Below are 18570 nucleotides of genomic sequence, written 5' to 3' on the forward strand. Positions count from 1 at the left end.
GCACCCGTCGGCAGCGTCGTGAAGCGGCCCGCAAGGCGGCCAAGGCCTCGCGCGGTAAGGGGCGGTGACCCCCGGGGCGAGCCCCGGGCCGTCGATCGCGCCCGGGGCAAGCGCCCCGGCGGCGATCGAGGTCCTGCGCACCACCTTCGGATACGACGGTTTCCGGGGGGTGCAGGCGGACATCGTCGAGCATGTGATCGACGGCGGCGATGCGGTGGTGCTGATGCCGACCGGCGGCGGCAAGTCGCTGTGCTACCAGATCCCGGCCCTGGTGCGGCCGGGTACCGGCGTGGTGATCTCGCCGCTGATCGCGCTGATGCAGGACCAGGTCGACGCGCTGGCCGCCGTCGGTGTGCGCGCCGCCTATCTCAATTCCTCCCAGACCCCCGACGAACGCTCGCTGGTCGTTTCGGAGCTGCGGGCGGGGCGGATCGATCTGCTCTACCTCGCGCCCGAACGACTCACCGCCCCGGGAACTCTCGACCTGCTCGACGAGATTCCGTTGGCGCTCTTCGCGATCGACGAGGCGCACTGCGTCTCCCAGTGGGGCCACGACTTCCGGCCCGAATACCTGCGGCTATCGGTGCTGGGGGAGCGGCGTCCGGATGTTCCGCGTATCGCCTTGACCGCCACCGCTACTCGGCGTACCCGCGAGGAGATCGTCGAACGGCTCGGCCTCGCCGACGCCCGACGCTTCGTATCGAGTTTCGACCGGCCGAATATCGAGTACCGGATCGAACCGAAGGACGGCGCGGTCAAGCAGTTGCTGTCGTTCCTGCGCACCGAGCAGGCCGGCAACGCGGGCATCGTCTACTGCCTCTCGCGCGCCTCGGTCGACAAGACGGCACAACAGTTGCGGGCCAACGGAATCGACGCCCTGCCCTATCACGCCGGGATGGATGTCCGGGAGCGCGCCCAGAACCAGAGCCGATTCCTGCGCGAGGACGGCATCGTCATGGTCGCCACGATCGCCTTCGGCATGGGCATCGACAAGCCCGACGTACGCTTCGTCGCGCACCTCGACCTGCCGCGCAGCGTCGAGGGGTACTACCAGGAGACCGGCCGCGCCGGCCGCGACGGGGCCCCGTCGACCGCCTGGATGGCCTACGGACTGCAGGACGTCATCCAGCAGCGGCGGATGATCGAACAGTCGCAGGGCGACCAGACCCATCGGCGGCAATTGCAGCTGCACCTGGACGCGATGCTCGCGCTCTGCGAGACCGTCGACTGCCGACGGGTGCGCCTGCTCGACTACTTCGGTGAGGCCATCGAGCCCTGCGGCAATTGCGATACCTGCCGCACCCCTCCGGAGACCGTCGACGGCACGATCCCCGCCCAGAAAATCCTCTCGACCGTCGTCCGGCTGGACCGGGAGAAGGGCCGCAAGGTCGGCGCCGGACAGGTGATCGACATCCTGCTCGGCAACGAGACCGAACGCGTCCGCAGCGGGGGATACGCGAGCCTGTCGACCTTCGGCATCGGCGGTGAGATGGACGCCGCGCGCTGGCGCGGGGTCGTCCGGCAGCTGCTGGCGGCCGGATTGCTCGCCGCGCGTGGGGATTACGGGGTCCTGACGCTCACCGAGGCCAGCGGCGACGTATTGCGCGGTCGGCGGGAGGTGCGGCTTCGCCACGATCCGGTCCCGACGCGGCGCAGCCGCGGGTCCGGCGGCTCGAAGGCCGCGGCGTCGGTGCCGCAGCAGGACGCCGACCTGTTCGAACGGTTGCGGCGGTGGCGGACCGGCGTCGCCAAGGAGCAGGCCGTCCCGCCCTATGTGGTCTTCTCCGACGCGACGCTGCGTGCGATCGCGGCCGATCGTCCCCGGACGCTCGACGCGATGTCGGCGATCTCCGGGGTCGGCGCCAAGAAGCTGGACAGCTACGGCGCCGCGGTGCTCGCCGTCGTTGCCCGGGAGGACGGCGAGCAGGGCGACGGTGCTCCCGAGGACGGTGCTCCCGAGGACGGTGCGCGGGACGAGGGCGTGCGGGACAGCCGTGCGCAGGGGTCCCGTGGGCAGCGTGGCGGCGGGCGGCGTGCCGGTGTGCGCAGGACCCGCGCGCAGGACCCCGGAACGGGGCAGTTCGGCGGGCGGGACGATGACGACCCGGGGTTCTTCGACCGGGAACCGCCCGACGACTACGCGGACCCCGGCTTCCCGGAGGACTACTAGCGACGTTCGGCCGAACCCGGCGCTCGTGATCCGGCGGTCGTCGTGATCCGGTGCCGGAGGTGATCCGGCGTCGGTGGTGGTCCGCCCGCGGTGATCCGGCGTCGGTGGTGATCTGCCCCCGGGGTGATCCTCAGCCGAGCCGCAGGGCGGTGATCGCCCATTCCGGTCGCGACCGCACCCGCAATCGGCGGGCGGGCAGCGCCGCGCAGTACGGCGCCGCGGCGGGCGATGGATCCGCTGGGGTGCGACCGGCCGGCGGGGTGGGCGGTACGAGGCGGGGGCGATGGCGCTCGGCTATCGGTTGGACACATCCGGCGAAGGCGTGCAGCCGCCGACCGCGGGTGTAACTGCCGAACACCTCGGCCGCGCCGGCGGCCGTCCACTGCACGCGCACCCGGTGGACGCGGGCCGGCGTGGCGCAGGCCTGCGCCGGCCGATGGCGGCTGTGGGCCAGCACCGCGGCGATCGCCGGCTCGGAGAGATACCCGGTCAACTGGGCAACGGGCCGTCGGCGATCGACGACCTCGAGGACCATGCGCAGCGTCGACTCGGTGAAGGCGATGACGGCGCTGTCGGGTGCGACCGGCCGAGAACCGACCGGTGGGCACGACAGGGCGTCCGGGTAGGGGCGGTGCCGCCGCGCCGCGGGCATCCGGCCGGGGTCGTCCGGCTCGCAGGCGGGCGCGGGAATCACCAGGTGAGCGTCCTCGATTCCGTCAATCGCCGCCTCGACGCTCATCGCCGACCGTCCGCGCGGGCGGTGCATGCGATCCGCCGGCCCGATCCCCGGAATCCGCGGACACGACCCGGGTAGGCTGCAGAGGTTCGTGCGCGGATCTCGCTGTCGGTGCACGATGGGTAGCGACCGGCGGCGGCGGAAAGGCGGATGCTCGGAGCATGACCACGAGGCTGACGGTCCAGGACGCATCCTTCTTCTTCCTCGAGGGTGGCGCCACTCCGATGCATATCGGGTCGCTGGCCGTCTTCCGTACGCCCCGTGCCGGATTCAGTTATGACGACCTGCTCAATCTGGTCGAGAGTCGACTCCCGCTCGTGCCTCGCTATCGGCAGAAGGTGCGGCAGGTCGCCCTCGGATTGACCCGACCGGTATGGATCGACGACACCGACTTCGACATCACGTACCACATCCGGCGCTCGGCCCTGCCCAAACCGGGATCCGACGAACAGTTGCACGATCTGATCGCCCGGTTGATGTCCCGGCCGCTCGATCAGAGCAGGCCGCTGTGGGAGATCTATCTGGTCGAGGGCCTCGCCCGCAACCGCTTCGCGATCTTCGCGAAGTCGCACTCGTCGCTGGTCGACGGCGAAAAAGCTCTGGAAATCACGCATGTCATCTTCGACGCGCGTCGCACACGGCCGGTTCCCACCGACGAGGTGTGGGTGCCGGCGCGCGAGCCCGGCGATGCGGAACTGGTTTTCGAGGCCGTGGCCGAGATGGTGTCCCGACCGGGCGAGGCGGTCGCCCGTGCCCGCGAGGCGGTCGACGGGGTCGCCTCCGGCGTGGCCTCCGGGATCGGCGAGGCCGGTCGCGTGGTCGGCCGGTTGGCGGCCGTCGTGCGCACCGCCGCCCAGGTCGCCCCGGTCAGCCCGCTCAACGCGGTGGTCAGCCGGCACCGGCGCTACGCGGTGGCGGCGACCAATCTGGACGACTACCGGCTGATCAAGGCACGGCGCGGCGGCACGATCAACGACGTGATCCTCGCGGTGGTCGCCGGGGCGCTGCGCTCGTGGCTGCTCTCGCGCGGTGAGCCGATCACCGCCTCGACCACGGTGCGCGCGCTGGTGCCGATGTCGGTCTACGTCGCCGGGGAGACGGCGCCCGGAGCGATCCGGGATACCAGCGGGGTGTCCTCGATACTGGTGGATCTTCCGGTGGGGGAACCCAATCCGATGCTTCGGTTGTCCCATATCGCGCATTCGACCGCCGTGACCACCGGGCAATCCCCGGTCACCGCCGCGACGCTGGTGGCGCTGTCCGGATTCGCCTCGAATACCTTGCACGCCATGGGCGCCCGGGTGGCCAGCGGTTTCACCCAGCGGGTGTTCAACGTCCTGGTCACCAACGCTCCCGGCCCCCAGTCGCCGCTCTACGTCGGGCAGGCCCGGATGGTCGAGATGTATCCGGTACCCCCGCTGTTGCGCAACCAGGCGCTCGCGATCGGCCTGACGTCCTACGACGGGCACGTCTTCTACGGCCTGAACGCCGATCGGGAGGCGATGGCCGACGTCGAGGTGCTGCCCGGCATGTTGATCGAATCGCTCGAGGAACTCGCCGAGGTCGCCGGCATCACCGGGGATCGGCGATAGCGCCGCGCCGCCGCGGCGGGGTGGGCTGCGCCGTCGCCGTCGAGCCACCCATACTTGGCGCGGAGAACACGAGCGGCGTGTTCCCCGAGCGATCGGAGACTCGACGGTGAGGGTGTACCTGCCTGCCACGGTGCGCATACTGCGCGACCTGGTCGATCGGTCCGAGTTTCGACCGCTGGGCGGAACCGCCTTCGCGGTGACGCCGGCGCTGCGGGAGGCCTACGTCTCGGGTGACGACGAGGAACTCGCCGAGGTGGCGATGGCGGAGGCCGCGCGGGCGGCGATCCGGTTGCTCGCCGCCGAGGCCGACGGGCCCGAGCCGGCAGCGGCGGACACCGCCGCCGAGGCCGACGGTGCGCCCCTGGTCGTCGACCCCGACGGCGCTCCGGTGACCGGGGACACCCGAACGTCCGGCGACACCCCCGAGGGCGGGCGCTGGCGGCGTGCGGTGATCGCCGCGGATATCGACGAGGTCACCGCCCGGCCCGACCTCGACGACGCGGTGGTCAGGATCGCGGGCGTCGTGCCCTTCTCCGCGGTCGCCTCGGTCCATCTCGACCTCGCGGACGCCCGCGATGCGGTGCGCCGGGCGGCGGAGGTGATCGACGCGGCCGACCTGGGCGACGTGGATGCCGAGTTCGTTCTCGGCGACGCGGAGGATCATCAGTTGGCGTGGTATGCCCCGCAGGAACTGCAATTCGTCCTCGACCTGATGTGAGCGTGCGCGCGATGGGGTTCCGCGTCCCGAAGGGTGGGTGGTGACGGTGGGAGTTATGCGCTGGCTCGCCGGACCGGTCGGTCGTGCGGCGTCGACCCGTTCGCCACTGTTCGACGCGATCCGCGGTGCGGCCGCACGCGTGACCACGCCGCTGCTGCCGGACGACTACCTGCAGCTGGCCAATCCGCTGTGGTCCGCCCGCGAACTGCGCGGTCGCATCGTCGAGGTGCGTCGCGAGACCGAGGACTCGGCGACCCTGGTCGTTCGGCCCGGGTGGGGATTCGACTTCGACTATCGACCCGGTCAGTACGTCGGGATCGGTGTGGGCGTCGAGGGGCGGTGGCATTGGCGGTCCTATTCGCTGACCTCGGTGCCGCGCCGCAACGACAAGCTGATCTCGATCGCGGTCAAGGCGATGCCCGATGGGTTCCTGTCCGGCCACCTCGTCGACGGGCTGCCCGCGGGCACCGTCGTACGGCTGGCCGCCCCCGCCGGGAACTTTCAGTTGCCGGAGCCGCCGCCGCGCCGGGTGTTGTTCCTCACAGCCGGCAGCGGGATCACCCCGGTGATCGCGATGTTGCGCAGTCTCGATCGGCATCGGGAGATGCCCGATGTCGCGCACGTGCACTCCGCCCCGCGCCCCGTGGACGTGATGTTCGCGGACGAACTCGACGACTACTCCCGCCGCTACCACGGTGAACGGCCGGACGAGGGGCGCTACCGCCTCCACGTCCAGCTGACGCGGTCGACGGGGCAGTTCACCCCGGCCGATCTGGACGCGACCTTCCCCGACTGGCGGACCAGGGAGACGTGGGCCTGTGGTCCGGCGGCCCTGCTCGACACCATCGAGGTCTTCTGGGCGGCCAACGGTTTGCGAGATCGCCTGCACACCGAGCGATTCGAGCTCTCACGCGCCGACGTCTCCGGCCGGGGTGGCACGGTCGAGTTCGGGGTCAGCGATCGGTCGACCACCGTCGACGGGGCGACCACCCTGCTCGAGGCGGGGGAGGCGATCGGGGTACGGATGCCTTTCGGCTGCCGCATGGGTATCTGCCAGACCTGCGTGGTGCCGTTGGCCGCCGGACACGTCACGGACCTGCGATCCGGGCGTCAACATGCTGCGGGCGAGTTGATCCAGACCTGCGTGTGTTCGCCGGCGGGGGATTGCCGGCTCGATCTGTGAGCGGGCGCCGACATATCGATCGGCCCCGGCGTTGGCCGTTAGGCGTGGTTACTCACCGGTAGCCTCAGCTCGTCTACCCTGGATCACGCACGCGGCAGCTACCGCGCTCACCGTGAACGAACACCACGCCGGCGTCCCCGTCGGGGCGTGTGGTTCGGCCCTCGAGAGAAGAGCAGTTCGGTTGGCGATTACCGATATCAAGGCGTATGCACATCTCAGCGAGGATGATGTTCGGCAGCTCGGCGCCGCGCTCGACGCGATCCGGGCAGATGTCGAGGCCTCCCGTGGGCTGCGCGATCACCGCTACATCCACAACACGATCCGCCTGCAGCGCGTGCTCGAGGTGGCCGGTCGGTGCGCACTGCAATTCGCGCACAAGCGCCCGACCCGCGTCGCCGGTACCACGCTGCTGACCTTCGCCAAGATCATCGAGAACATGGAGCTCGGGCACAACATCAGCCACGGGCAGTGGGACTGGATGAACGATCCGGAGATCCACTCCACCAGCTGGGAGTGGGATATGTCCGGGACCTCGGCCCAGTGGCGGACGGCCCACAACTACTCGCATCACGTCTACACGAATATCGTCGGGATGGACGAGGATGTGGGCTTCGGCATCCTGCGGATGACCCGGGACGAGCCGTGGCGCCCGATCAATCTCGCCCAACCGGTGGCGAACGTCATTCTGGCGCTCGGCTTCGAGTGGGGTATCGCGCTGCACGATCTCGGGGCGCAAAAGGAGCGCGACGGCGTTCCGCGCAATGACGTGCTGTCCGAGCCGAATCTGCAGTTCTGGCGCAAGGCCGGTCGGCAGCTCAGCAAGGACTTCCTGCTGTTCCCGCTGCTGGCCGGACGCAACTTCCGAGCGACGTTCACCGCGAACCTGACCGCGAATGTGCTGCGCAATCTGTGGACCTACGCGGTGATCTTCTGCGGACACTTCCCCGATGGCGCGGAGAAGTTCACCGTCGAGCAGTACGCGACCGAAACCCGCGCGGAGTGGTATCTGCGGCAGATGCTCGGCAGCGCGAACTTCAGGGCCGGCCCGGTGATGGCGTTCCTGAGCGGCAATCTCTGCTACCAGATCGAGCATCATCTGTTCCCGGATCTGCCCAGCAACCGGCTGGCGGAGATCTCGGTGCGCGTGCGTGCCCTCTGCGAGCAGTACGACCTGCCGTACACCACCGGATCGCTCGCCAAGCAGTACGTGCTGGCCTTCCGCACCATCCACAAGCTCGCCCTCCCGGACGAGTGGCTGTGGCGGACGTCGGACGATGCCCCGGAGACCGCCTCCGAACTGCGCTTCGCCGGGGAGCGGACCGACGGGGTCGGCGGCGGCCGGCGGCGTGGTCTGGCGTCGGCGCTGCGCGAACTGCGCACCTCCCGTCGCGGCGGCCGCCGGCGGAGGCGCGGACCGGATGTCGGGGTGGATGCGCCCGGCGCCGGGATCGCGACGGCACCGTCGTCCGTCGACCCCGCGGCGGCCCGCGCCACCCACTGATCGATACCGCGTCGCGGCCCACCGGGTCCGCTCGGAAGGTCTGCCCGTGTCGGTGGGTGGGTCAGCCGTGTGGGTTGACCGAACTCAGCGCGACCAGCAGTCGACGGGCCGCGGCCACCCGTCGCCGGGCCGCCGGCTCGGTCAGATCGTCGAGGGCGCATTCCGGGTCCGCCGGCGGCCCCAGGTGGCCGCAGCCGCGGGGGCAGTCGCGGGCTGCCAGCGCCAGGTCGTCGAAGGCGGCCAGCACATCGTCGGCGGTCACGTGCGCCAGACCGAGCGAGCGGATCCCGGGGGTGTCGATCACCCAACCGCCGTCGGTATCCGGACCGCTCGCGGGCAGCGGCAGCGCCACCGACTGGGTGGAGGTATGCCGCCCCTTGCCGACGCCGGAGACGTCGCCGGTCGCCCGGTCGGCGTCCGGGACCAGCCGGTTGACCAGCGTCGACTTGCCGACACCGGAATGCCCCAGCAGGACGGTGGTCTTGCCGTCGATGCGTTCGTACAGATCGTCCAGGGGGCGTTCCCTGCCCACCAGGAAGATCGGCACCTCGAGGTCGGCGAACTGGGCGGCGAAGGCCTCCGGATCGCCGAGGTCGTCCTTGGTCAGCCCCAACATCGGTACGACACCACCGGCAACGGCCGCGACCAGGGCGCGATCGACCAGCCCGGCGCGCGGTGGGGGATCGGCCAGCGCGACCACGATCAGCAGCAGATCGGCGTTGGCGACCACCACCCGCTCCGTGGGGTCGGTGTCGTCCGCCGTGCGCCGCAGCACCGATGTCCGCTCCTCGACCCGCACGATCCGCGCGAGGGTGTCCCGGTCACCGGACAGGTCCCCGACCAGGGCGACCCGGTCGCCGACCACGATCGGGGTGCGGCCGAGTTCGCGGGCGCGCATCGCGACCACCACATGATCGGGCCGCCCGCCCGGAGCGCATCCCCAGCGACCGCGATCGACGCTGATCACCATCGCCTCGGTGGCATCGGCGTGCGCCGGTCGGCGCTTGGTGCGCGGACGCGAGCCCTTACCCGGTCGGACCCGCACATCGGATTCGTCGAAACGATGACTCATGATGGGCGGGTACGCGCGCGGCTCAGTGCGACCCCGGGGTGCCGGCCGGCACCTCGTCGGCGCGGATCAACGGCACCCACAGGTCGGCGAAGCCGGGGAGGGTCTTGCCGGTCGAGTCGATGTCGTCGACCAGGACGCCCGGTACCGCGGTACCGATGATCGCGCCGGCGGTCGCCATCCGATGGTCGGCGTAGGCGTGCCAGACCCCGCCGGTCAGCGGGCGCGGGCGGATCTCGAGGCCATCCTCGAGCTCGGTGACATCGCCACCGAGCAGGTTGATCTCGGTCGCCAGGGCGTGCAGCCGGTCGGTCTCGTGGCCGCGCAGGTGGGCGATACCGGTCAGCCGGGAGGGGCCCTCCGCCAGCGCCGCGAGCGCCGCGACCGAGGGCGTCAGTTCGCCGACGTCGTGCAGATCGATCCGGATGCCGCGCAACCGCTTCGGCCCGCGCACCAGCAGACCGCGGTCGGTCAGTCCCACCTCGGCGCCCATCCGCGCCAGGATGTCGCCGAAGACGTCACCCGGCTGCGAGGTCTCCTCGGGCCAGCGCGGGATCAGCACCTCGCCGCCGGTCACCGCGGCCGCCGCGAGGAACGGTGTCGCATTGGACAGGTCGGGTTCGATCGTGCGGTCGATCGCCCGAATCGGGCCGGGCAGCACCGTCCAGGCATCCGGTACCGAGGTATCGGCCGGGGTGAGCACCTCGACGCCGCTCTCGCGCAGCATCGCGATCGTCATCTCGATATGCGGCAGCGACGGCAGACCGGCGCCCGGACGCTGCGCGCGGTGGCGCAGTTCGACGCCGAGGTCGAAGCGCGGTGCGGACAGCAGCAGCCCGGAGACGAATTGGGAGGAGCGCGAGGCGTCGATCGTCGCGGCGCCACCGCGCAGGCTGCCGCGACCGCGCACGACCAGGGGCAGTTGGTCACCTTCGATATCGGCGCCGAGTTCGCGCAGGGCCCCGATGATCTCGCCCTGCGGGCGGGTGCGGGCGACCGGATCGCCGTCGAATCGGCTCGCCCCGGTCGCCAGGGTCGCCACCGGCGGCAGGAACCGCATCACCGTGCCGGCGAGGCCGCAGTTGACCGCGGCGCCGTACATCTGATCGGGAACGACGCGCACCGTGGTGCCGGTCGCGCGGTCGCCGAGGACCTTGACCATGACGCCGAGGTCCCGCAGGGCCTGCATCATCAGGTCGGTATCGCGGCTGCGCAGCACGCCGGTCAGGACCGATTCGCCGTCGGCGAGCGCGGCGAGGACCAGGGCGCGGTTGGTGATCGACTTCGATCCGGGGATCTCCACGATCCCGCGGACCGGCCCGAGCGCGATCGGTGCATTCCACATGCTCACGCCTCCATACTCCCATCCGGGTCCAGCCCATTTCGGCCGCCGTCCGAGGGCGGCGCGGCGATATCGGCCACCGTCGCCTCGGCCGCCGCGACCAGATCGCCGGGGGCGACCTCGATCTCCAGACCCCGGCGACCTCCACTGACCAGGACGGTGGGGTGGGTCAGGGCGCTGGCATCGATCACCGTCGGCAGCCGCCGGCGCGACCCGACGGGGGAGATCCCGCCCAGGACGTACCCGGTCGTGCGCTCGGCGACGGTGCGGTCGGCCATCGTGGCCCGGCGGGCGCCGAGCGCCGCGGCGACCGCCTTGAGCGAGAGCGTCGTGGTCACCGGTACGACCGCGATCGCCGGCTGGGCGGGCGCGCCGTTGGGTGCGGTGTCGACCACCAAGGTCTTGAAGACGCGTGCGGGGGAGTAGCCGAGCGGCTCGGCGACCGCGGTGACCGCTTCGGCCCCGAAGCGCACCACCGCGGGGTCGTGGGTATAGCTGTGTATCCGAAATGTGACTTTTCGGCGGGTCAATGCCGTAGTCGCCGGGGTGGTCCGCGCCGCCATGACCTCACAGTATGCCCCGCTGGGGGCCGATTCCCCCACGCGCGGCCGCCCGAGCGGGTCGGCCGCCGGGAAACATCCGCGGCGGCGCGGTGTTGCACCGGGTGACGTTCGGCGATCACGGCCCCGCGAAGCGCGCGGCGTACCCGGCCGAACACGTGTGGAGGGTGCACATGGTGGCAGCGACAGCGGCGCGCAGCGGCGCCGCGCGATGGGTCGACGACGACTGGGAGCGGGCATTCCTCGCATCCCCGTCGCCCTCGAATGCCCCTGCGCCGATCGGATCGCACCCGCTACCGGTAGCCTCGACTGGCGGGACGATCGAAGGGATCGGTGTGGACGAAGCTACCCGGGATGACGCGAGCGACGACGACGCGGCCGATACCGACGGTGTCGGCGCCGATGTCGCGCGCGCTTCGGAGGCTTCCGAGTCGCCCAACGAGCCGAACGAGTCGTCGAACGATCCGAACGAGTTGGCCCGACGATTCGAGACCGAGGCTCTGCCGCTGCTCGATCAGCTCTACGGCGCGGCCCTGCGCATGACGCGCAACCCGGCGGACGCCGAGGACCTGGTCCAGGAGACCTACGCCAAGGCGTTCTCGGCCTTCGGGTCCTTCCGGCAGGGCACCAATGTGCGGGCGTGGCTCTACCGCATCCTGACCAATACCTACATCAACTCGTACCGGAAGCGGCAGCGTCAGCCGGCGCAGTACCCGACCGACGAGATCACCGATCGCCAGTTGGCCGCGACCGCCGAGCACACCTCGTCCGGTCTGCGTTCGGCGGAGGTCGAGGCGCTCGACGCATTGCCGGACGACGCGATCAAGTCCGCCCTGCAGGAGCTGCCGGAGGACTTCCGGATGGCGGTCTACTACGCGGACGTCGAGGGTTTCCCGTATCGGGAGATCGCCGAGATCATGGGCACGCCGATCGGCACGGTGATGTCCCGTCTCCATCGCGGCCGCCGCCAGCTGCGCGGATTGCTCGCGGACGTCGCCCGCGAGCGCGGTTTCACCAGGACCAGCACCGACCGGGACCGGGCCGATGCAGTGACATCGGAGGTAACGCCATGACATCCCGGGATGGGGCGTCGCAGGACCGCGTCGCCGCGGAGCAGTTCGAGAGCCTCGACTGCTCGGCGATGCTGTCGGATATCTGGTTGGCGCTCGACGGCGAATGCGACGAGCGGAATTTGGCGCGTCTGCAGCGGCATCTCGACGAGTGCGGGCACTGCCTGAGCGTCTACGGGATCGAATCGCGCCTGAAGGAAGTTCTCGCTCGCAAATGTGGGGGCGAGCGTGCGCCGGAGACCCTGCGCAGCCGCCTGGTGGTGGAGATCCGCCAGTGGGAGATACGCGGCGGTCACTGACCGTTCGCGATCGTCCACAACCGGCGCCGGCGATCGATCCGGTGTCGAACGCGGGGGGAGACTCGGTGTTGAGCCCGGAGGGTGGTGACCACCCTCCGGGATCGGCTCAGCTGTTGGGGCGCTTGCCGTGATTGGCTGCGCTCTTCTTACGGCCGCGCTTCTTGCGTCCACGCTTTCCCACGGGAGTCTCCTTCCTGACGACAATCTCGGCGATCAGTGTGGCATTACCGACCGGTGTGCCGTCCGTGCGGGTGGCAGTTGCGGCCGCGGCGCGGCGGGGATCGTCGGTGCGCCCCCGTACTATCCGTAACCGAGAGCCATCCGAAAGGGACGAGGCGAGGGCGGGTGGCGACGAGCGCAGGACGCGACGACCACCTCCGGGTTGGAAGGACAGTCGTGACGACGCTCAGTGAATTGCTCGCCGGCCATACCGATCTGCCCGGCGCCGCGGTCGACCATCTCCAACGCATCGTCGGGGATTGGCAGTTGGCCGCAGATCTGTCGTTCGCCGATCTGCTGCTGTGGGTGGGTACCGACGAGCTCGGCATCGACGGCACCGGTGCGCCGGTGCTCTGTGTGGCGCAGTGCCGTCCGACCACCGCCCCGACGGTCCTGCCGGTCGACCGGGTCGGTGCGGTCGCCGGACAGCCCGGACACGGCCACGTGGTGCGGGCTCTGGTCGAACGTCGAGTGATCGTCCACGAGAGTGGGGAGTCGGATTCGACCGGTTTGATCAGCGAGGCCATTCCGCTCTGGTGGCAGGGTCACGTGATCGCCGTGCTGACCCGCGACCGCGAGCGGGAGCCGCACCGCGGGGCCAGCCGGCTCGAGGCGGCCTACCGCGAATGCGCGAATGTGTTGTGTCGGATGATCAGCGAGTCGATCTACCCGACGGCCGAGGAGGTCGCGGGGGTCAATTCGAGCCCTCGGGCCGGTGACGGATTCATCCGATTGGGTGTGGACGGCACGGTCACCTATGCCAGCCCGAATGCCCAATCCGCCTATCACCGCATGGGATTGAATACGGACCTTTTGGGCATGGAGCTGTCGTCGCTCACCGGGAAATTGGTGAGCGATACGTTCGACGCCCGGGAGGTCGCCGACCATCTCGGCGCGGTCGCCGCGGGCGAGCGGGGCCGGCGGATCGAGGTCGACGCGCGCGGCGCGACGATCGTGATGCGCACAATCGCTTTGCAGCACAAGGGAACCCCGATGGGCGCCGCGGTGCTGGTCCGCGATGTCACCGAGGTGAAGCGGCGCGATCGAGCCCTGCTGAGCAAGGACGCGACCATCCGCGAGATCCACCACCGGGTGAAGAACAATCTGCAGACGGTAGCCGCGCTGCTCCGCCTGCAGGCTCGCCGTACCGACAATGTCGAGGCGCGTCACGCCCTGTCCGAGTCGGTCCGAAGGGTTACCAGCATCGCGCTCGTCCACGACCTGTTGTCGATGTCGGTCGACGAGGAGGTCGATCTGGACGAGGTGATGGACAAGCTGTTGCCGATGGTCACCGATCTCGCCGCATTGTCCGGCCGCATCGACGTCCATCGCGCCGGGGCGATCGGGGTCTTTCCGGCCGAGCGTGCCACCCCGTTGGCGATGGTGATCGCCGAACTGGTCCAGAACGCCATCGAACACGGATTCGACGGTGCGACAACCGGAACGATCACGGTGGACGCTCGTCGGTCGTCGCGCCTGCTGGAGGTGGTGGTCTCCGATTCCGGTCGAGGCCTACCCGACGGGTTCGATCTGGCTGCGTCGGATCGACTGGGCCTGCAGATCGTGCGAACCCTGGTCGACGTGGAACTGGGTGGTTCGTTGGAGATTGTTCCCGGTCGGGATAGGGGAACCGATGCGATCGTTCACGTTCCGCTCGGTCGGCGTGCCGTGCGGAGCTGAGTGCCTCGCCCGGCGGACGTCCGGTGGATCGATCCCGATGCCCGGTTCCCGTCCCTGTGGTGGTGAGCTGTTCAGTTGTCTCGAAGGTGATTGTCGGTCCGCGGGCCACGGGCCGTTCGATCGTGGTAGCAACCCCCTCAACGAAGGGGACCCGGCACTCGAGTGTGCCGGGCCCGAATCGTCGATTGGGGGACGGCTAGACGCTCGACTTGGCTCGTGTGCGAGCGTTGCGTCGCTTGAGGGCACGCCGCTCGTCTTCACCCATTCCGCCCCAGACTCCGGCATCCTGACCCGACTCGAGCGCCCAGGTGAGGCACTCGGTGACGACGGGGCAGCGATTGCACACGAGCTTGGCGTCCGCGATCTGCGCAAGCGCAGGTCCGCTGTTCCCCACCGGGAAGAACAGTTCCGGATCCTCGTCGCGACAGATGGCTTTATGGCGCCAGTCCATTCCTAGCTCACTCCTCACTTGGCGCTGGTGGAGCGCCTTCGATGTTCATTCGGTCCACGGTTCACAGGTTTGGAAGTAATAGGTTCCAAACCACAGCCTGTGAATGCTTTCACGACCGTGCGTAAAGTCAAGGAAACATTCCGGTGACGTGGTCAACCTCACGGTGTAAGGCTGACCTGACCGACGTTGTTCCTCGAGCCGCAGCACGGGCCAAGCCCCCGACGCCGTGTCATTCCCCGATGGCTATCGTTCTTCTATACACGATTATTGGCCGGTCGGCTACAGAAAATGGGGATTCCGGGGCGCGAAGACCTCCAGGGCCCGCGGAGCGGACGAGAAGACCATCGAGGAGCGTAAGCCCAGGTAGTCGCCGTCGAGCTGGAGCCCGATGGGTCGATCGGACTCCACTCGAACGGCCGCGACATCGTCGAATCGCGTCAGATCGGCACCGCTGGGATTTCCGTTCGGTTTCAACAGTTGACGAACCAGCAGGAGCGACCTAAAGATCTCCGTGGTGCGCATGGCGAAGAGGCCCAGACCGGTGTCGAATGTCGTTCCCGGGTTGGTGTGCGCGGCGCGACCGTCCAGAAATGTCCAAATGTTCGTATTCGATACGAACATGTAATGCACCCCGTGTACCGGAACTTCGACGATCTGTTCGCGGCCCGACGAGCGACCGCCGGCGGCCGGTTCGCGCGGTTCGATGCTCGCGACCGCGCCGGTCCGGCTGTCGCGGCGGGCGATCGTACGACCGGGGTCGGGATAGCGGACCTTGCGCGCCTGCGCGTCCTCCTCGGCAGCGAGGGCCCGGGCGCCGGTCAGGGTGACGTGCAGCGTCAGTGACGGCGGTCGTTGGCGGGCGGCGAAGAAGGATCGGACCGCGGCCCGCACATAGCGGGCCGGCGTCGCGGACTTGCCCTTGCGGCGGACGGCGTCGATGCGGGCGCAGACCTCCGCGTCGAGGCCGACCCCGGCGTTGAAGGTGAACCAGCGCCGATCGGCGTGCCCGAGGCCCACCCAGCGCACCGAACGCTCGGTGATCAGGTCGATCACCTGGTTGGTCGCCTCGACGGGATCGGCCGCGATGCCCAGCGAGCGCGCGAAGACGTTCGCAGACCCGCCGGGGACGATCGCCAGCGGCGGGATCGGGCCGACGGTCACCGACTGGTGGGCGGTCGGCGCCGGAACGCCGAGCAGCCCGTTGACCACCTCGTTGACCGTGCCGTCGCCGCCGAGCACGATCACCGCGTCGATCCCGGTCAGCCGCGCCTCGCGAGCCAACTCCGCGGCGTGCCCGCGATGCGTCGTCGGCGCGACGGTCAGGTTCAGACGGCTGCGCAGCGCATGCGCGACCAGTTCGCGCGTCGCCGGGGTGGTCGACGTCGCGTTGGGATTCACGATCAACACAGCCCGCACGCGCCGAGCGTAGCCGGGCATCTTTTCGCTATGTTGGGCCGGTGGTTACCGCCCCGCCTCCCCCCGCTCTGCGTGTCGCCGGTGCTCTGCTCGCGTTGCAGGGGGTGGGGCTGCTGATCTCCGCCACGGTCCTGGCGTTTCGCGGCCTGCAGGCCGGTGGCGTCGACGGCGGACTGGTGATCGGATCCTGGTTCGCGATCGCCGGCGTCGCGCTGACCACCGCGGGGGTCTGCCTGGTGCGCGGGCGGCGGTGGGCGCGCAGTTTCGGGTTGGTGATCCAACTGTTGCTGGTTCCGGTGGTGTGGTCGTTGACGACCACCGGACAGGGGACCATCGGGGCGCTGCTCGGGGTGGTCGTCGTCGCGGTGCTGCTGTTGCTGTTCACCCCGGCCTCGGTGCGATGGTGGCGCGGGCTCGACGACGAGACGCCGGCCGAGCCGCCCGCCGACCGCAAGCGTGCGCGGTAACGTTCGCCCGATCTGTTCCCCCTCGCGTCCGAATAGGCAAGGATCGGTGTCGTGACCAGGGTGCTGGCGGTAGCGAATCAAAAGGGTGGCGTCGCCAAGACGACGACTGTCGCGTCCTTGGGGGCGGCGTTGGTGGCCGCCGGGCGCCGGGTGCTGGTGGTCGATCTGGACCCGCAGGGCTCCCTGACCTTCTCGCTCGGGCACAATCCCGACCGCCTCGAGGTCTCGGTCAACGAGGTCCTGGTGTCGAATACCCCTGTGGCGGAGGCGCTCCTCGATACCGAGGAAGGAATGTCCCTGCTGCCGGCGACAATCGACCTCGCGGGCGCGGAGGCGCTGTTGTTGATGCGGCCCGGACGGGAGTTCGCTCTGCGACGCGCGCTCGAACCGGTGTCGGATCGCTTCGACGTCGTCCTGCTCGACTGCCCGCCCTCGCTCGGCGTGCTCACGCTCAACGGTTTGACCGCCGCCGACTCGGTTCTTGTTCCCCTGCAATGTGAAACGCTCGCCCACCGGGGCGTCGGCCAGCTGTTGCGGACGGTTCGGGAGGTCCAGCAGGTCACCAATCCGGAGCTGGCTCTGATCGGTGCGCTGCCCACGCTCTACGATGCGCGCACCACCCACAGCCGGGATGTGGTCGCCGATATCTCCGATCGCTACGGCCTGCCGGTGGTCGCCCCGCCGATCCCGCGGACCGTGCGCTTCGCGGAGGCGTCCGCCTCGGGTGCGACCGTCCTGGCCGGGCGCCGGCACAAGGGGGCGCTGGCCTACCGCGATCTGGCCGCGAACCTGCTCGACTATTGGGACGGCAAGGAGTTGCGGACCTTCCGGCCCTGACCCCCGGCGCCCGTGGGTCGGGGTGATGCGGGGTGTCGGCTATCCGAGGCCGACGACGACGTCGCCGCGCTGTTCGATCACCATGCGGCCGACGACGGCGGAGGCGACCGGTCCGGTCCAGCCGGCCCGATCGACCGGGATGACCCGACTGTCGGTACCGGTGCTCGGATCGGTGACGGTGATCCCGCCGGGCACCGGGACCAGGAGCGAGCCCGCCATCGCGACGCCGGGCCCGAGGGTGTCCTCGCGCATCCACGACACCGTCGTGCCGCCGTCCGGCAGGGCGGCGGTCGCATCGCCGGACCACCAGGAGCGCACGGTGCCCGCGTCGACGACGTCGTCCTCGACCGAGGTGATGCGCGGCAGCGGCTGCATTCCGCTCGCCGGTACCGCGCCGTCGTCGTAGACGTACAGCCGCGAGGGCTGGTCCCCGGAGGCGGCGACCGCGACCGCGGTGCGACTGCCGTCGAGGGCGATCACCCGGGCATCGGTCGAGTCGATCGGCAGCTCGGTGCGCTCGGCCGAGACGATGTCCTTCGGCTCGGTGGAGTCGTCGGGGGACGGCTCGGTCACCGTCAGGCGCAGGAACTCCTCGCCGGGGCAGCGCTCGAGCAGCGCGAGCCGCTTGTCCAGTGACCGTCCGGACAGGAAGGTGCAGCCATCGCGGGGTTGGCGACCGGACTCCGCCGGGGTGGGTACGCGCCCGTATTCCAGGGTGCGCACCAGATCGGATCGCAGCACCTCGACGCGGGTCGGTCCCATCACGACCAGATGGGTGCCGTCCCCGGTGACGGTGATCTGCCCGTCCATCTCCGAGGAGCGGGTCGCGGTGACCCGCCCGGTCTGACCGTCGAGCCGGACGACCTGGCCGCAGCCGCGGTCGTCGCGGTAGAAGGCGACCACCGAGGTCCACTGGCCCGCCACCGCGCAGAGCTCGCGATCGCGCCGGTACGTCCAGGCGACCTGCCCGGTCTCCGGATCGCGACCGGTGATCGTGTGGGCGTCGTCGGCGACGACGATCGCACCGTCCGCGACCACCGGCGGGAAGTCCGCATCCGCGGGAACCTCCCACCGGGTGGCCACCGCATCGGGTGCGGCGGCGGCGCTCGGCGGTGCGACCAGCGGGGTATCGGCGAGGACCGACGTCGATCCTCGCGCGTCACCGGTGAACCACACGGCGCCGACCAGAACCAGCACGCCCACGGCGATCAGGGCCGCGACGATCAGATCACCGCGGGTGCGGCGTTCCGGTGACAGCAC

General features: G+C 70.0%; 18 protein-coding genes. 10 read left to right on the top strand and 8 right to left on the bottom strand.

The features are described 5' to 3' along the window. Positions 1-64: 64 nt before the first annotated feature. On the top strand, positions 65-2170 hold the full coding sequence (gene recQ, locus MB1_RS18605; RefSeq protein ID WP_218000273.1) for a DNA helicase RecQ: 2106 nt from the start codon (positions 65-67) through the stop codon (positions 2168-2170). A 130-nt stretch (positions 2171-2300) separates the two neighbouring features. On the opposite strand, the gene MB1_RS18610 is transcribed toward recQ, so the two are convergent. Beyond that, complete coding sequence (locus MB1_RS18610; RefSeq protein ID WP_157084153.1) at positions 2301-2909, bottom strand: Rv3235 family protein; 609 nt, start codon at positions 2907-2909, stop codon at positions 2301-2303. 158 nt (positions 2910-3067) lie between these two features. Between MB1_RS18610 and MB1_RS18615 the strand changes: the two genes are divergently transcribed. From MB1_RS18615 to MB1_RS18630, 4 genes are all read left to right on the top strand, one after another. Then, positions 3068-4498, top strand: a complete 1431-nt coding sequence (locus MB1_RS18615; protein WP_066910811.1) for a WS/DGAT/MGAT family O-acyltransferase — start codon at positions 3068-3070, stop codon at positions 4496-4498. A 106-nt stretch (positions 4499-4604) separates the two neighbouring features. Next, a complete protein-coding gene (locus tag MB1_RS18620; protein ID WP_066910814.1) occupies positions 4605-5216 on the top strand; it encodes a DUF6912 family protein in 612 nt (203 codons plus the stop codon). A 46-nt stretch (positions 5217-5262) separates the two neighbouring features. After that, positions 5263-6399, top strand: a complete 1137-nt coding sequence (locus MB1_RS18625; protein WP_066910952.1) for a ferredoxin reductase — start codon at positions 5263-5265, stop codon at positions 6397-6399. Positions 6400-6580: 181 nt separating this feature from the next. Continuing rightward, positions 6581-7900: a fatty acid desaturase family protein gene (locus MB1_RS18630; protein ID WP_084352149.1), complete on the top strand. Its 1320-nt coding sequence runs from the start codon at positions 6581-6583 to the stop codon at positions 7898-7900. A 61-nt stretch (positions 7901-7961) separates the two neighbouring features. Here MB1_RS18630 and rsgA read toward each other — a convergent pair whose 3' ends face one another. From rsgA to ybaK, 3 genes are read right to left on the bottom strand one after another with little or no spacing between them, the layout of a single operon-like run. Beyond that, a complete protein-coding gene (gene rsgA, locus MB1_RS18635) occupies positions 7962-8972 on the bottom strand; it encodes a ribosome small subunit-dependent GTPase A (RefSeq protein ID WP_066910817.1) in 1011 nt (336 codons plus the stop codon). Between the two features lie 22 nt (positions 8973-8994). Continuing rightward, positions 8995-10314 carry a 3-phosphoshikimate 1-carboxyvinyltransferase gene (gene aroA / locus MB1_RS18640; RefSeq protein ID WP_066910955.1) on the bottom strand — a complete coding sequence of 440 codons (1320 nt, stop codon included), beginning with the start codon at positions 10312-10314 and terminating at the stop codon, positions 8995-8997. A gap of 2 nt (positions 10315-10316) precedes the next feature. Then, positions 10317-10874, bottom strand: a complete 558-nt coding sequence (gene ybaK, locus MB1_RS18645; protein ID WP_066910820.1) for a Cys-tRNA(Pro) deacylase — start codon at positions 10872-10874, stop codon at positions 10317-10319. A gap of 332 nt (positions 10875-11206) precedes the next feature. Here ybaK and MB1_RS18650 point away from each other — a divergent pair, with 332 nt between their 5' ends. Then, positions 11207-11944 (top strand): sigma-70 family RNA polymerase sigma factor, encoded by a 738-nt coding sequence (locus MB1_RS18650; RefSeq protein ID WP_439646958.1) that lies wholly within the window; start codon positions 11207-11209, stop codon positions 11942-11944. Continuing rightward, complete coding sequence (gene rsrA, locus MB1_RS18655; RefSeq protein WP_066910823.1) at positions 11941-12240, top strand: mycothiol system anti-sigma-R factor; 300 nt, start codon at positions 11941-11943, stop codon at positions 12238-12240. The genes MB1_RS18650 and rsrA overlap by 4 nt, the downstream gene beginning before the upstream one ends. A gap of 106 nt (positions 12241-12346) precedes the next feature. On the opposite strand, the gene MB1_RS27040 is transcribed toward rsrA, so the two are convergent. Next, positions 12347-12421, bottom strand: a complete 75-nt coding sequence (locus MB1_RS27040; RefSeq protein WP_379200796.1) for a 50S ribosomal protein bL37 — start codon at positions 12419-12421, stop codon at positions 12347-12349. Between the two features lie 215 nt (positions 12422-12636). On the opposite strand from MB1_RS27040, the gene MB1_RS18660 reads away from it, so the two are divergent. Beyond that, complete coding sequence (locus MB1_RS18660; protein WP_066910826.1) at positions 12637-14139, top strand: sensor histidine kinase; 1503 nt, start codon at positions 12637-12639, stop codon at positions 14137-14139. 196 nt (positions 14140-14335) lie between these two features. Here the strand turns inward: MB1_RS18660 and MB1_RS18665 are convergent, their stop codons facing one another. Continuing rightward, positions 14336-14590: a WhiB family transcriptional regulator gene (locus MB1_RS18665; RefSeq protein ID WP_066910961.1), complete on the bottom strand. Its 255-nt coding sequence runs from the start codon at positions 14588-14590 to the stop codon at positions 14336-14338. Between the two features lie 279 nt (positions 14591-14869). Then, positions 14870-16006, bottom strand: coding sequence for a diacylglycerol/lipid kinase family protein (locus MB1_RS26630; protein WP_066910964.1), 1137 nt, complete (start codon positions 16004-16006; stop codon positions 14870-14872). A gap of 41 nt (positions 16007-16047) precedes the next feature. Here MB1_RS26630 and MB1_RS18675 point away from each other — a divergent pair, with 41 nt between their 5' ends. Then, a complete protein-coding gene (locus MB1_RS18675) occupies positions 16048-16473 on the top strand; it encodes a hypothetical protein (RefSeq protein WP_157084154.1) in 426 nt (141 codons plus the stop codon). A gap of 51 nt (positions 16474-16524) precedes the next feature. Then, positions 16525-17310, top strand: coding sequence for a ParA family protein (locus MB1_RS18680; protein ID WP_066910832.1), 786 nt, complete (start codon positions 16525-16527; stop codon positions 17308-17310). 39 nt (positions 17311-17349) lie between these two features. Here the strand turns inward: MB1_RS18680 and MB1_RS18685 are convergent, their stop codons facing one another. Continuing rightward, positions 17350-18570 carry an Rv3212 family protein gene (locus MB1_RS18685; protein WP_066910834.1) on the bottom strand — a complete coding sequence of 407 codons (1221 nt, stop codon included), beginning with the start codon at positions 18568-18570 and terminating at the stop codon, positions 17350-17352.

This window comes from Millisia brevis NBRC 105863, from assembly GCF_001552615.1.
GTDB lineage: Bacteria > Actinomycetota > Actinomycetes > Mycobacteriales > Mycobacteriaceae > Millisia > Millisia brevis.